This window comes from Saprospira grandis str. Lewin, assembly GCF_000250635.1.
Taxonomy (GTDB): Bacteria; Bacteroidota; Bacteroidia; order Chitinophagales; family Saprospiraceae; genus Saprospira; species Saprospira grandis.
Window position 1 is genome coordinate 3132733 of record NC_016940.1, and the last position, 12945, is coordinate 3145677.

Genomic DNA, 12945 nt, shown 5'->3' on the forward strand with positions numbered 1-12945 from the left:
CGCGGGCTGCGCCCGCTGGGTCTGGCGCTTCGCGCCCCTGCTATCCATCCCTCAGCCTGCGGGCCTTTGGCCCTGTCTGCCGCAGAAGAAGGGCTGCGCAGCGGCCCTTGGCCGCAGGCCAAATGGCCTAGCGATGTGCAGCAGTGGCCGTCAGGCCAGACCGAGCAGGCGAAGCCTGTGAAGGGCCGAGCGAAGAGCGAGCTGCGAAACGTAGCGCCTGCCGAAGGCAGGAGGCCCCAAAACAGCAGCGAGCTGCGCAACGACAACAAGGCCTTTAGGCTGCAGTTCGACGACCAAAGGGAGTAACCGCCGCAAGGCGAAGCCGCAGCAGAGGCCCCAAATAAAAAACTTATTCTGCGGCATATTTTTGGGCCAAGTCGCTACCGGTATAATGGGGGACCCAGCCCTCCATATCGATAAAAATGCGGATAGCTTTGACCGAGGGATTATCTTTACCGGCATCGAACCAGTGTTTGCTATTGGCGGGGACAGAGATCAGGTCGCCGGCTTGGCAAAGCACATTAAAAACGGGGGAATTGGGCAGGTGGAACCAGAAAAGGCCTTGGCCTTCCACGAAGAAGCGGACCTCATCTTCGGTATGGGTATGTTCATCGAGGAACTTGGCTCGGATAGCGGGGTAGTTGGGGGTTTCGCTATTGATATTGATCACGTCGGCCACCTTATAGCCATTTTGATTCATATAGGGTTGGAGGACATGCTCGTAGGCGGCGAGGACCTCTTCTTGGCTAGCTTGGAGGGAAAGGGTTTCTTTGGCCTGCCATTGATCGAAGAGGATGCCTTTTTGGGCCAGAAAATCTTGAATTTCCTTAGGGTTTTTGGATTGGAAATTCTGGTCGGGAATACTGAGAATAGCCATAATGGGTAAAATTTATTGGAGTTCGAGAACGGTACGAAAAGAGAGGCATTTCGTTCCATATTTTTGGGCCATTTGGGCCTGGAAATCGTTGGAGAACTTGGCTTGAAAACGTTGGAGCAGGCGAAGTTCTGGGCAATGGAGTTGGATAGCGAAGCTAGCGCCCTCTTCATCTCTGGGGAAGAGGACCTTAGTAAATTTAAAATCGGTAAAGAGCTGCGTATCCATGATAGCGGGGATATGCTCTTCTTGCATCCAGTTCTTCCATTCTTGGAGGATATCGGCATCCACCTTATGTGTAATATTGAGAATAAACATAGCTAAACTATTCTTGTTTTAATCTTGGCAATTGGGACATTGCCCGATGAGTAAAATTTGTTGTTCTTGGGCGGTAAATCCTTGGGGGAGTTCGATATTGGGGATGGGGTTATGATTGAGGCAGAACGTGCGTTCGCATTTTGTGCAGCGAAAATGCAGGTGATCATCGCTATGCTTATGATTTTGGCAATTGCTATCTTGGCAGAGGGCATATTGGATACTCTCTTGTTCGCTAGCGATACGGTGGATCAGGCCATTTTGTTCAAAGGTTTTGAGGTTTCGGTAGAGCGTCACTCGGTCGAATTGGCCATCGAGGGCTTTTTCTATTTGGGCATGGGAGAGGGCGTAGTCTTTTTGGATAAAGACCTGCAGGATGGCTCTACGGATGGCTGTATTTCTGATTTTGTGTTTTTTTAGGAGTTGTAGCGGGGTTGACATATATAAAGTAATTTAGACTTCTTCTAAATAAAAATAGAGGTTAATAAAAGCTAAAAAGGGGGCTAAAGAATGTAAGAGTAAATTATATATTTGCGCAAAGTCGGTCAGAGGTCTATAAAACTGTGACTAATGCTACAAAACAAAGGCGTTAAATTTTTTTGGACGCCTTAGATTTGGTAGTTTTGCGCAACTTTGGCGGGGCTTCTGTCTATAGCAAAGTTAGAAAAGCTAGCATTTATAATGAGGGCTTGACACACAATTTTTATTGAATTGAAATAAAATTTTGAGAATTAGATGACCTGGGGAATTATCATTGCGATAGTGTTGGTGTTATTCATCTTTACACTATTGACGCTAGGAGACGGGCTGTTGAAAGTAACGGCAAGTCAGGCTGGGGAAGACACCAGCGGCTACTCTGTATTGCCCTCCAGCTTGCAAGAGTTATTGGGGTTGGGCAAGAAAAAGGGGGAGTATGTACCGGACGATGCGCCTGTAAAGCGCCTCAAACGTGGATTTGATGTCAACTTGGCTGGAGGACCCTCTTTGGGCCAGACGGGCATTCGGGAAGTACGTTCGGCTACTTATGCGCTAAAGCCTAAGGATTTCATTGGCATGTCGCCAATTCCTAAGGTAATGCCAGAATTGGGGGCTACTGTTAAGGCAGGGGAGCCCTTGTTTTATGACAAGAAGCATCCTGAGATCATTTATGCTGCGCCAGTGAGTGGAGAATTCATTGAGTTGCGTCGTGGGGAGAAGCGTTCTATCAACGAGTTGGTTATTTTGGCTGACCAGGGAGAGATGCAGTACCACAAGCATGAGGATGTACCTAATTTGGAGACGGCTAGTCGTGCGGACTTGGTTGATTTCTTGACGGCGAGTGGGGCATGGCCTTTCTTGCGTCAGCGTCCTTTTGACATTGTTGCAGATCCTAGCATGACGCCCAAGTCTATTTTTGTATCTACATTTGACACGGCTCCTTGGGCTACAGATGCAAATTTGTCTGTAGCGGCTAAGGAAGCTGCTTTTCGCAAGGGGCTAGAGGCTTTGGCGATGCTTTCGGCTACTAAGGTACATTTGGGAGTAAACGGCATGGCTCAGCAGCGTCCGTCTGATGCTTTCTTGAAAGCGGATGAGGTAGAAGGTGTAGAGATTCATTATTTCCAGGGGCAGCACCCTGCGGGTAATGTAGGGGTACACATTCACCATGTAGATCCTGTTCTTCCCAATGGTCAGGTAGTATGGCATACCGATGTGCATGGCGTACTATTGATTGGTCAGTTGTTATTGGAGGGTATTTTTGATACCTCTAAAGTAATTGCTGTAGCGGGTGCTGAATTGCCCGGTGAAGAGGGCTACTATGCTCGTGTTCATCAGGGAATACAGATTGCTGCGCTATTGGAAGGCATGGCAGATGATATGACTACAGAAAAAGCATATGTACGTAATGCTGAGGGGCAGAAAGAGGAGAAAATGGTAGAGGTGCGTAGCATCCGCATTGTCTCTGGCGATCTTTTGTCTGGTAAGCAGGTGGAGCGAGAAAGCTTTTTGGGCTTTTACGACGACCAACTATCTGTAGTGAAAGAAGGTAATTATTATGAGTTGTTTGGTTGGTTGGTTCCTCAGACGGGGCACCCCACACGTTCGCGGACATTCCCTGGTGGATTTTTTCCCGACACTCATTATGTTCCTGATACAAACACCAATGGAGAGAAGCGTGCCTTTGTAATGACAGGGGAATATGAGAGCGTTTTGCCCATGAATATTTATCCTCAGCATGTAATGCGTGCCATTTTGGCCAAGGACTTTGAGAAAATGGAAGGTCTTGGTTTGTTGGAGCTAGGCGAGGAAGATATTGCTCTTTGTGAGTATGTATGTACTTCTAAGCAACCTTTGCAAGCAATTTTAAGAGAAGGCCTAGACGAGCTACGTGCTCAATAGGGTTTGATTATAAAACGTTGGATTCAGCCACCTAAATAAGAACTAATTTGTTATGGCATTAATAGACTTCTGGAAACGGATTGAGCCTAGCAAGGAGAATCAGTTTCTTCATGCTACTTATGATGCCTTTTTTACCTTTATGTTCAAGCCAAACTTGACGACCAAGGGAAAAGGGGTGCACATTCGTGATGCTATGGATTTGAAGCGCACTATGTTTCATGTAGTGATCGCTTTACAACTCTGCCTATTGGTAGGAACTTTTAATATTGGCCATCAGCACTTTGTTGCTCTTGGTATTCACACTGGTTTTATTGAAGCTTTTCACCTCAAGCTCGTTTTTGGCTTGGTGCAATTGCTTCCTATTGTTATTGTTGCTAATGTTGTAGGACTCGGAATCGAGTTTTACTTTGCTGCTCGAAGAGGCCATGCTGTAGAAGAGGGCTTCTTGGTATCGGGTATGCTTATTCCTTTAATCATGCCCCCCGATATTCCTTTGTGGATGTTGGCTTTGGCTGTAGCTTTTGCTGTAGTGATTGGTAAAGAAGCCTTTGGTGGAACGGGTATGAATGTATTGAATGTAGCGCTTTTGGCTCGTGTATTTATCTTCTTTGCTTATCCTACAGAAATCTCAGGGGACGGTCCTTGGGTTGCTGCTTGGGCTTTGGCTGAAGATGGAGCGACTAAAGTAGCCGATTACTACTGGGCGCACACTATGTTTAATCCTCTTTTTGATGCTGCCGGATGGAGCACCTTTGTACAAGGAACTCCCTTTGTAGCGGGCTATTCTGGAGCTACACCTTTGGCCCTTGGTGCCGCACAAGGTTGGGCGCAGGTAGATGCAGCTACTGGTGAAGTAACTGGTGGTATCCTTTCTCAATATTCTGCTTTGCAGATGTGGATGGGCGGTATCCCCGGCTGTATTGGTGAAACTTCTAAGCCTGCAATTATCTTTGGGGCCATCTTCTTGTTGATTACTCGAGTAGCAAGCTGGAGAGTCATGCTTTCTTTCGTTATTGGTACAGCCCTTACCGGGATGATCTTTAACGCTTGGGATGCTACCGTATTTATGAATGTACCTTGGTATCAGCACTTCGGTATGGGCGGTTTGCTCTTTGCTATGGCATTTATGGCTACTGACCCCGTTACTGCTGCCCAAACCAACCGTGGTAAAATTATCTATGGCTTCTTGATCGGCTTCTTTGGTATGGTCATCCGCGTGATGAACCCCGCCTATGCTGAGGGATGGATGCTTGCGATTCTACTCATGAACGTTTTTGCTCCATTGGTAGACCACTATGTACTCGAAGGAAATATTAGTAAACGATTGAAACGCGCGAAGGAATATGCAAAGTAATACTCAAATCTATTTGTATGTGCTCAAGCTAACTGGAGTTATTGCCATTGTGCTTTCGCTCTTGTTCAATAGTTTGAACCCTATGTTCTTGAAGAACAAAGAAACCGCTAAGAAAAAAGCAATTCTTAGCTGTATCCCCGGCCAAGATATGTCTGCCGATGTGCAGTCTGTCTTTGACCAAAAAGTGAAGATTTCTATCTTGGATGCCAATGGCAATATTCTCTTCGCTCAAGAGAAGTCGGCCGCAGAATCTGAAACAGAAATTAAAGCCGCTCTCGATAAACTCAATGAACGTGGCCAAGGCGTAAAGTATAGCAAACTCGCCGATATTGACCTCGCTTCAGAAGAGAAGTTCGCCGCTGAAAATCGCGTCTATCCTATCTATAAATATGAAGGAGACGAAGGCAAAAACTACTTTGTACTTGCTGTTCGTGGAAACGGACTCTGGGACAAAATCTGGGGCTATGTCGCTCTAGAGTATGCCGACAAATGGCAGGTGGCCGGTGTAAACTTTGACCACAAAGGAGAAACGCCCGGTCTTGGTGCCGAAATTAAAGATAATGCCGACTTCAAAGCTCAATTTGAAAATAAGCAGATCTTTAACGAAGCGGGCGATTATGTGTCTGTACAAGTGCTAAAGAAAAATATCAAACATCCCGAATATCAAGTAAAGGCCATCTCTGGCGCTACAGTTACTTGTGATGGTGTGTCTGAAATGATGCAGCGCGGTATCGGCAATTATTTGCCCTACATTAAAGGCCTTCAATCTGCCGATAATAAAGCAATCGGACAGCGCTAAGCCGCTCCCGCATTGCATTTGATCTCATTTGTTTAAATTTTTAGCATTATGGCTCAAGATACACAACAGCTAGCCGAGGCGGAGAAGAAAGAACCCGCCTTTGGCTTCGGTAAAGAGGAACGTCAATTACTGACGGACCCCCTTAACGATAATAACCCCATTACCGTACAGGTTTTGGGTATCTGCTCGGCCCTAGCGGTTACCTCTCAGGTTTATCCTTCGCTAATTATGGCTGTAGCCCTCATTTTTGTTACTTCTTTCTCTAACCTGATTATCTCGATGCTCCGCAATAGCATCCCCGGCTCAATCCGTATGATTGTCCAACTTCTCGTTATTGCAGGCCTCGTTCAGGTAGTAGAAATCGTTCTCGGTGCTTTCGCTTATAGCGCCTACGAAAGCTTGGCCGTATTTATCGGTCTTATTATTACTAACTGTATCGTAATGGGACGCCTAGAGGCTTTCGCTATGGCCAACAAGCCTTGGCGCTCTTTCCTCGATGGTCTCGGTAACGGTATTGGCTATGGTGTCGTTCTCGTCGCTATGGCTATTGTACGTGAACTCTTTGGAAAAGGAAGTTTTATGGGCTGGAAAGTTATGCCCGATGCCTATATCGCCAATAACCTAATGGTGCTACCCGCGGCTTCTCTTTTCATTATCGGCATCTTTATTTGGATTCAGCGTAGCCTGAACCCCAAACTTGTCGATGTATCTTAGATCTGAACCTCTTTTTCCAAACGCTAATTAATATTCAACTATCATGGATGCGTTGAACGTATTTATCAAAGCGGCCTTTATCGATAACATGATCCTAGCCTATTTCCTAGGAATGTGCTCTTATCTAGCCGTATCGAAAACTGTAAAAACAGCCTTCGGTCTCGGCCTCGCCGTTATCTTTGTTCTCGGTATTACCGTGCCTATCAACTGGCTACTCAATACATATATTCTCCAAGATGGAGCTATCGTAGAAGGCGTAAGCCTCGTATTTTTGCGCCTGATCCTCTTTATCGCTGTTATCGCCTCTATGGTGCAGCTGGTAGAAATGATTATCGAGAAGGTCTCCCCCTCTCTCTATAACTCCCTGGGGATCTTCCTGCCGCTCATTACCGTAAACTGCTCGATCCTCGGTGGATCTCTCTTTATGGTGTCTAGAGAGTATGAGTTTGGTACTTCTGTATCTTTTGGCCTCGGGGCCGGACTTGGGTTCTTCCTCGCTATTGTCGCTATCGCCGCAATCCGCGAAAAACTCAAAACCGCCGCTATCCCCCCCGCTCTACGCGGCCTGGGTATGGCCTTTATCCTTACAGGCCTAATGGGCCTTGCCTTTATGAGCCTCATGGGTATCGATCCCGCGGCTTTTAACTAATCAAAGCGATTTTCGTCTGAATTAAAAAATAGCTGACCTCATGGAAATTATTATTCCTATCATACTGGCAGTCATTGTCTTTTCGGTACTCATTCTCTTTATGTCCGCCGGATTGATCTCTGCCCGTAAAAAACTTCTCCCGCAAGGAGATGTCAAGATTAAGGTAAATGGCGAGAAAACATTTGAGGCTAAACCCGGCGGAACACTCCTCGGGGTACTCTCTAGCCAAAGTGTTTTCCTCCCCTCTGCCTGTGGTGGTGGTGGTACCTGCGCCATGTGCCGCTGTCAAGTAGATAACGGCGGTGGAGATATTCTCCCTACAGAGCTCAACCACATCTCTCGTAAAGATGCCCAAGATAACTGGCGCCTAGCTTGCCAAGTGAAAGTACGCGGCGATATGGAAATCCGTGTCCCCGAAGAAATCTTCGGTATCCAAAAATGGGAGTGTACGGTTGTCTCTAACTATAATGTAGCCTCTTTTATTAAGGAGTTTGTAGTCCGCCTCCCAGAAGGCGAAGAGATGAACTTCGACCCAGGTGGATATATCCAAATCGATGTGCCCAAAATTACTGTGGATTACAAAAATATCGATATCGAAGCCCACCCCGAACACCATGGCGATGACCCCAATAAGTTCCAAGATGAATGGGATACTTACAAACTTTGGGACCTCCAAATGGTGAACGATGAACCGCAGTTCCGCGCTTACTCTATGGCTAACCACCCCGCAGAAGGGAATATCGTAATGCTTAACATCCGTATCGCTACACCTCCTTTCAAGTTTAAGCAGGTAGATGGCAAACGCGTATGGGACGGCTACCAAGATATTAACCCCGGTGTCTGCTCTTCTTATATCTTTAACCAGAAACCTGGCGATAAGGTAGTGGTTTCAGGCCCCTACGGTGAGTTCCATATCAAACCCACCAAAAAGGAAATGGTCTACATCGGCGGTGGTGCCGGTATGGCGCCTCTGCGCTCTCACCTTTTCCACCTCTTCCACACCCTCAAAACAACCGACCGTAAGGTGTCTTTCTGGTATGGTGGACGTACCCGCCGAGAACTCTTCTATATCGAGCAGTTCCGCGAAATCGAAAAACAGTTCCCTAACTTCCGCTTCTATGTGGCTCTCGATAACCCCTTGCCCGAAGATAACTGGCAGGTCAAAGAAAATATCGATGCCGATGGCGATGGCTTCAAAGGTTTTATTATGCCCGTTTGCTACGAGCAATACCTTAAAGACCATCCAGAACCAGAAGAAATTGAGTACTATTTCTGTGGCCCTCCCATGATGAACAAATCTGTGGTAGATACCCTAGATCGCCTAGGGGTGCCAGAAGAAAATATCTCTTTTGATGACTTTGGTGGCTAATCTTAGCCCTTTCCATAAAAGCCTCTGTTCTTTACAGGGGCTTTTTTATTTTTTTTAGGGGCCTCCCGCCTGCGGCGGGCGCTACGTTTCGCAGCTCGCAGGTCTGCTCGGCCCTGCGGCAGCAAAGCTGCCTAGGTCTGGCCTGACGGCCACTGCTCCACATCGCTAGGCCAATTCACCACCCAGCCCACTCAAATTTTGGATAAAATTAAGTTTTGAAGCCTTGTGGCTTCCCCTTTTTTTTATAGCTTAGACGCTATTCAATAAACTCATCTAAAAATATTATATGGCTTCTATTATAGCAGCAGCACTCAAAAGCTGGTTGCCCGTTCAGCAAAATAGCGACTTCCCTATCCAGAACTTGCCTTTTGGGGTCTTCAAAACCACTCAGTCTGAAGCCCGTATGGCTACAATTATCGGAGATACCGTTATCGACCTACAACAACTAGCCAAATTAGGCCTCTTCGATGATATGGACCTCGATAAAACTGTCTTTAGCCAGCGCTATATCAACGATTTTATGGCCCTCGGAAAAGCCAAAACCTCGGCCTTCCGCCTCCGCCTAGCCGAAATCTTTGCCCAAGATAATCAAGCCATGGCCCAACATGCCGAACTCCGCGCCCGGGCCCTCTTTCCTCTCGATAAAGTAGAGTTGCTCCTGCCAGTCAAAGTAGGCGATTATACCGATTTCTATTCTTCTATCGAACACGCTACTAACGTAGGAACCATGTTCCGCGATCCCGATAATGCCCTGCTCCCCAACTGGCGCCACCTGCCTGTAGGCTACCATGGCCGCGCTTCTTCTATTGTGGTTTCTGGTACAGCCATTCACCGCCCCAAAGGCCAACAAAAACCCAATGAAGGAAATCCCGTTTTTGGCCCTTCTAAATTACTCGATTTTGAGCTGGAAATGGCTTTCGTTATCGGTAAAGAAAACCCCCTAGGCAAAAGAGTAAGCACCGCCCAAGCCGAGGACTATATCTTTGGCCTCCTCCTCTTCAATGACTGGTCCGCCCGCGATATCCAAAAATGGGAGTATGTGCCCCTCGGTCCCTTCTTGGCCAAAAGCTTCGCTTCTACCGTTTCACCTTGGGTCGTTACCCTAGACGCCTTTGAAGATATGCGCGTAGAAGGCCCAGAACAAGATCCCGAAGTTCTTCCCTACCTCCAATATGAAGGCAAGAAAAACTATAATATTGAGCTAGAAGTTAACCTCAAAACAGCAAGCGGAGCAGAGAAAACGATCTGCCAATCTAACTTTAAGTACATGTACTGGAATATGGCCCAGCAATTGGCCCACCATACCGTAAATGGCTGTAATGTTCAAGTTGGCGACCTCTGCGCCTCCGGTACAATCTCTGGCAAAGAACCCTCTAGCTATGGCTCTATGCTCGAACTAAGCTGGAGAGGTACCCGCCCCATCGATATGCCCGACGGCAGCCAACGCAAGTTCCTCCAAGATGGCGATGAACTCAGCCTTTCCGGCTATGGCTACAATGCCGAAGGGATCCGCATCGGCTTTGGCCCCTGCACAGGCAAAATTTTACCCGCTCTAGATTAAGCGATTGGCCCAATAGAAAAGAGCGCAGTACCCCAAGGGTACTGCGCTCTTTTTTTGCCCTTTAGGGCGCTGACCATAATAAACATTAAAACAAACGCATGGCCGTAAACATAAACCCATAAGTAGGTAGGTCATTGGTCGTGCTGCCATCAAATGCACCTCCCATATAACGAGCCTCTACACCCAATTGCATTTTTTCCGTCTGCCAACGATGACCTACAGAAATAATAGGACGATAGCCCTGAGGAAAGAAAACTCCACCAACCTCAGATTCAAACCAGTTCCTAATGTTCAGAAATAAGAAGTTGTTGGCCGTCTCTTTTCGATTGCTATACTCCCAGTATAAGTTGAGGTCCGCCTCAGGCTGAAAAGGCGTTAAGTCACTGGTCGAATAAGAGTTGAACTGGGCCGTTAGCCGAGGAGAGATACTACAACCCGGCCGCCAACCCTTGGGCTTCAAAAGTCCATACAAAAAACCAATATCGGCCATGAAAACACCACCCAATAAAGAACTGACATTGGTGCCCGCATAAAAGGTCGTGTACTTAGATAATCCATGGGCCACTTGCATGTTGATAATGGGGGCCGCTTCTCCAGCTGTAGTGAATAAACAGACATCGGCCCCAAAGGCCGTTTTCTTCTTTTCTAAAGGCCGAACCACTCGGCTAGAGGTACAAGAGGCAAATAAAAAGAGGCCCAAAAGGGAGAGTAGGAAAGGGAATTTCATCAGAAGGGGATTAGATTATTTAATACCCTAAAGATAAAAAAAGCTAATAGATAAGGTCTATTAGCTTTTTCTAAAATTATTCTACATGCAAAAGTAATCCTTTGAGATAACTCCCTTCTGGATGAAACATACTCACGGGATGATCGGCTGGCTGACTCAAGCGACGCAGTACCCGCACTTGTCGACCCGCCTCAATGGCGGCAGAGGTAATCGTATTGTAAAACAGTTGCTCATCTACCACCTGAGAACAAGAGAAGGTAAATAGTAAACCTCCTGGGGCCACTTTCTTAAAGCCTTCAATATTCAATCGCTTATATCCCTGTACCGCTTTATGCCGCTTTTTCAGGCTTTTGGCGTAGGCCGGTGGGTCAAGAACCATCACCTCGTATTTTTCTTCCGATTGCTGCAAAAATTTGAGCACATCTTGGGTGTACGCCCGATGGGTTTCCCCTTCCAAACCGTTAATCTCCACATTTTTGTTGAGCAAATCAATCGCTTTGGCCGATACATCTACAGAGTCTACCCGCTTGGCTCCCGCTTTTAAGGCATAAATCGAAAAACCACCCGAATAGCAAAAGGCGTTCAATACCGTTTTCCCCTCAGCATAACGCCCCAAGAGCGCACGGTTTTCTCTTTGGTCCAAGAAAAAGCCCGTTTTTTGGCCCGTAATCCAGTTGACCTCAAACTTATGGCCGTTTTCTAGTACTTCGGCCAAGCCGCTTTCTCTTTCGCCATAAAGCAAACCATCTTCCAACTCTTGGGCATAAAGAGCCGGCAAACTCGCCTTACTTTTATCATAAACCGCCTGTAGCTTATCGCCCAAACAACGCTTGAGCGCCTCCACAATTTCATTGCGGCAGCGGTGCATCCCAATAGAATGCGCCTGAAAAACAGCCGTCCCCGCATAAAAGTCAATAATTAAACCCGGCAAACCATCTCCCTCGCCATGCAATAAGCGAAAACAGTTGGTTTTGGGGTCTTGGTCCAAGCCCTCTATTTGCCGAACTTTCCAAGCTCGATTAAATTTTTGGGCCCAAAAATCAGCATCGGGCGCCAAGGGCTCATAACTAAATACCCGCACGGCAATGCTGCCATGATGATAGTGCCCAATGGCCAAAAACTCCCCATTGCTGCGGTGCAAGCTCACAATATCGCCATCTTCTACCTGCCCCTCAATGCGCTTGATGGCCCCAGAAAATAACCAAGGATGCTTGCGCAAAATGGCGCTCTCTTTTCCCGGCTTGATAAATACTTTTGGATAATATAATTTGTTCATCAGTTGTTTGTTGCTGTTCTGTTTCAAAGACTGTTTTTTTGGGGCTGCCCCGCCCTGCGGGCGGGTCGGGCTGTTTCGCAGCTCGCTATTCGCTCGGCCCTGCGCCGCCTTTGGCGGCTGGGTCTGGCCTAAGGGCCACTGCTGTCCATCCCTCAGCCAAAAGAAAGGCGGCTAAAGCCGCTCAGCGCCTTGGCCTAAAGGCAAAGGCCCAAAAATAGGCTTTTTAAGCGCTATTGGCTAATCTCACGATCTATATTTTCTCTGGCTTGGGCCTCATATTGCTCTCTAAAGACCGCAGAGTAGTAAATTTGAGGACGATCCAGAAAGCTTTTCATGGCTTTTCGCCTCCCTTGCTTATAAAATAGGAAGTTGTACCAATTGACGTATTCTTTCTGCACGGCTTGGGCGTATTCTTCATAAATAGACCAGCTTTGGCCCAATATGGCCAAGTCAAAATCTAGAAATAAACGACAGTCGGGCTCATCGAGCAAAGGAGCATGCTTTTCTGTACTCAATATATATTGTTCGAGCTGTTTGCATTTTTTTGCCCCCAAGGGTTTGCGCAGCTGCTGCCGAGCAAATTGGGCCGAGAGCCGCTCATTGTCTTTGGATTTGGGGTTGTACTCTACATCATGAAAAAAAATGGCCATTTGGACCAAGGCTTTATCTTCTAGCTGGGCCTCCCACTGATCGGCTAGTTGTAGCAGATTGTACAAATGAGAAAGGTTGTGGTAATGCCGACCCCAATCGGCATAGGCCGCATAGAGCAAATCCCAGATGTCTTCTTGTTGCTTGGGCCCGATCGAATAGGCCCCAGCGGCCTCTTGCCATTTCTCTACTAAATAGGCCTTTTGTTCTTCTTCTAAATATGGACTAATAATCATATTGTATGGTTTTGCGGCTAGCTTGGGCGGCCTAGCCGCCCCTG

13 protein-coding genes are annotated in these 12945 nt (G+C 47.1%); 7 read left to right on the forward strand and 6 right to left on the reverse strand.

Annotated features, from left to right (window positions below; translation table 11 throughout):
* Positions 1–349: 349 nt before the first annotated feature.
* Genes SGRA_RS13825 through SGRA_RS20735 form a run of 3 tightly spaced genes read right to left on the reverse strand, consistent with a single transcriptional unit; the run spans position 350 to position 1630 of the window.
* Positions 350–877 (reverse strand): 1,2-dihydroxy-3-keto-5-methylthiopentene dioxygenase, encoded by a 528-nt coding sequence (locus tag SGRA_RS13825; RefSeq protein ID WP_015693369.1) that lies wholly within the window; start codon positions 875–877, stop codon positions 350–352.
* 12 nt (positions 878–889) lie between these two features.
* Positions 890–1192: a DUF4286 family protein gene (locus SGRA_RS13830; RefSeq protein ID WP_015693370.1), complete on the reverse strand. Its 303-nt coding sequence runs from the start codon at positions 1190–1192 to the stop codon at positions 890–892.
* A gap of 18 nt (positions 1193–1210) precedes the next feature.
* Positions 1211–1630, reverse strand: a complete 420-nt coding sequence (locus tag SGRA_RS20735; RefSeq protein WP_015693371.1) for a Fur family transcriptional regulator — start codon at positions 1628–1630, stop codon at positions 1211–1213.
* Positions 1631–1924: 294 nt separating this feature from the next.
* Here SGRA_RS20735 and SGRA_RS13840 point away from each other — a divergent pair, with 294 nt between their 5' ends.
* From SGRA_RS13840 to fahA, 7 genes are all read left to right on the forward strand, one after another.
* On the forward strand, positions 1925–3568 hold the full coding sequence (locus SGRA_RS13840; RefSeq protein ID WP_015693373.1) for a Na(+)-translocating NADH-quinone reductase subunit A: 1644 nt from the start codon (positions 1925–1927) through the stop codon (positions 3566–3568).
* Positions 3569–3620: 52 nt separating this feature from the next.
* Positions 3621–4922: an NADH:ubiquinone reductase (Na(+)-transporting) subunit B gene (locus tag SGRA_RS13845; RefSeq protein WP_015693374.1), complete on the forward strand. Its 1302-nt coding sequence runs from the start codon at positions 3621–3623 to the stop codon at positions 4920–4922.
* On the forward strand, positions 4912–5721 hold the full coding sequence (gene nqrC / locus SGRA_RS13850) for an NADH:ubiquinone reductase (Na(+)-transporting) subunit C (protein WP_015693375.1): 810 nt from the start codon (positions 4912–4914) through the stop codon (positions 5719–5721). Before SGRA_RS13845 ends, nqrC begins: the two co-directional genes overlap by 11 nt.
* 48 nt (positions 5722–5769) lie before the next feature.
* Positions 5770–6435, forward strand: coding sequence for an NADH:ubiquinone reductase (Na(+)-transporting) subunit D (locus tag SGRA_RS13855; RefSeq protein ID WP_002657242.1), 666 nt, complete (start codon positions 5770–5772; stop codon positions 6433–6435).
* A gap of 43 nt (positions 6436–6478) precedes the next feature.
* A complete protein-coding gene (gene nqrE, locus SGRA_RS13860; protein WP_015693376.1) occupies positions 6479–7084 on the forward strand; it encodes an NADH:ubiquinone reductase (Na(+)-transporting) subunit E in 606 nt (201 codons plus the stop codon).
* Between the two features lie 40 nt (positions 7085–7124).
* A complete protein-coding gene (gene nqrF / locus SGRA_RS13865; RefSeq protein ID WP_015693377.1) occupies positions 7125–8453 on the forward strand; it encodes an NADH:ubiquinone reductase (Na(+)-transporting) subunit F in 1329 nt (442 codons plus the stop codon).
* A gap of 286 nt (positions 8454–8739) precedes the next feature.
* On the forward strand, positions 8740–10014 hold the full coding sequence (fahA, locus tag SGRA_RS13870; protein WP_015693378.1) for a fumarylacetoacetase: 1275 nt from the start codon (positions 8740–8742) through the stop codon (positions 10012–10014).
* Positions 10015–10099: 85 nt separating this feature from the next.
* Here fahA and SGRA_RS13875 read toward each other — a convergent pair whose 3' ends face one another.
* From SGRA_RS13875 to SGRA_RS13890, 3 genes are all read right to left on the reverse strand, one after another.
* The gene (locus SGRA_RS13875; protein ID WP_015693379.1) at positions 10100–10741 is read right to left on the reverse strand and encodes a hypothetical protein; all 642 of its coding nucleotides are present in this window, start codon (positions 10739–10741) and stop codon (positions 10100–10102) included.
* A gap of 76 nt (positions 10742–10817) precedes the next feature.
* Positions 10818–12017 (reverse strand): class I SAM-dependent rRNA methyltransferase, encoded by a 1200-nt coding sequence (locus SGRA_RS13880; protein ID WP_041329931.1) that lies wholly within the window; start codon positions 12015–12017, stop codon positions 10818–10820.
* Positions 12018–12247: 230 nt separating this feature from the next.
* A complete protein-coding gene (locus tag SGRA_RS13890; RefSeq protein ID WP_015693382.1) occupies positions 12248–12901 on the reverse strand; it encodes an HD domain-containing protein in 654 nt (217 codons plus the stop codon).
* Positions 12902–12945: the final 44 nt, after the last annotated feature.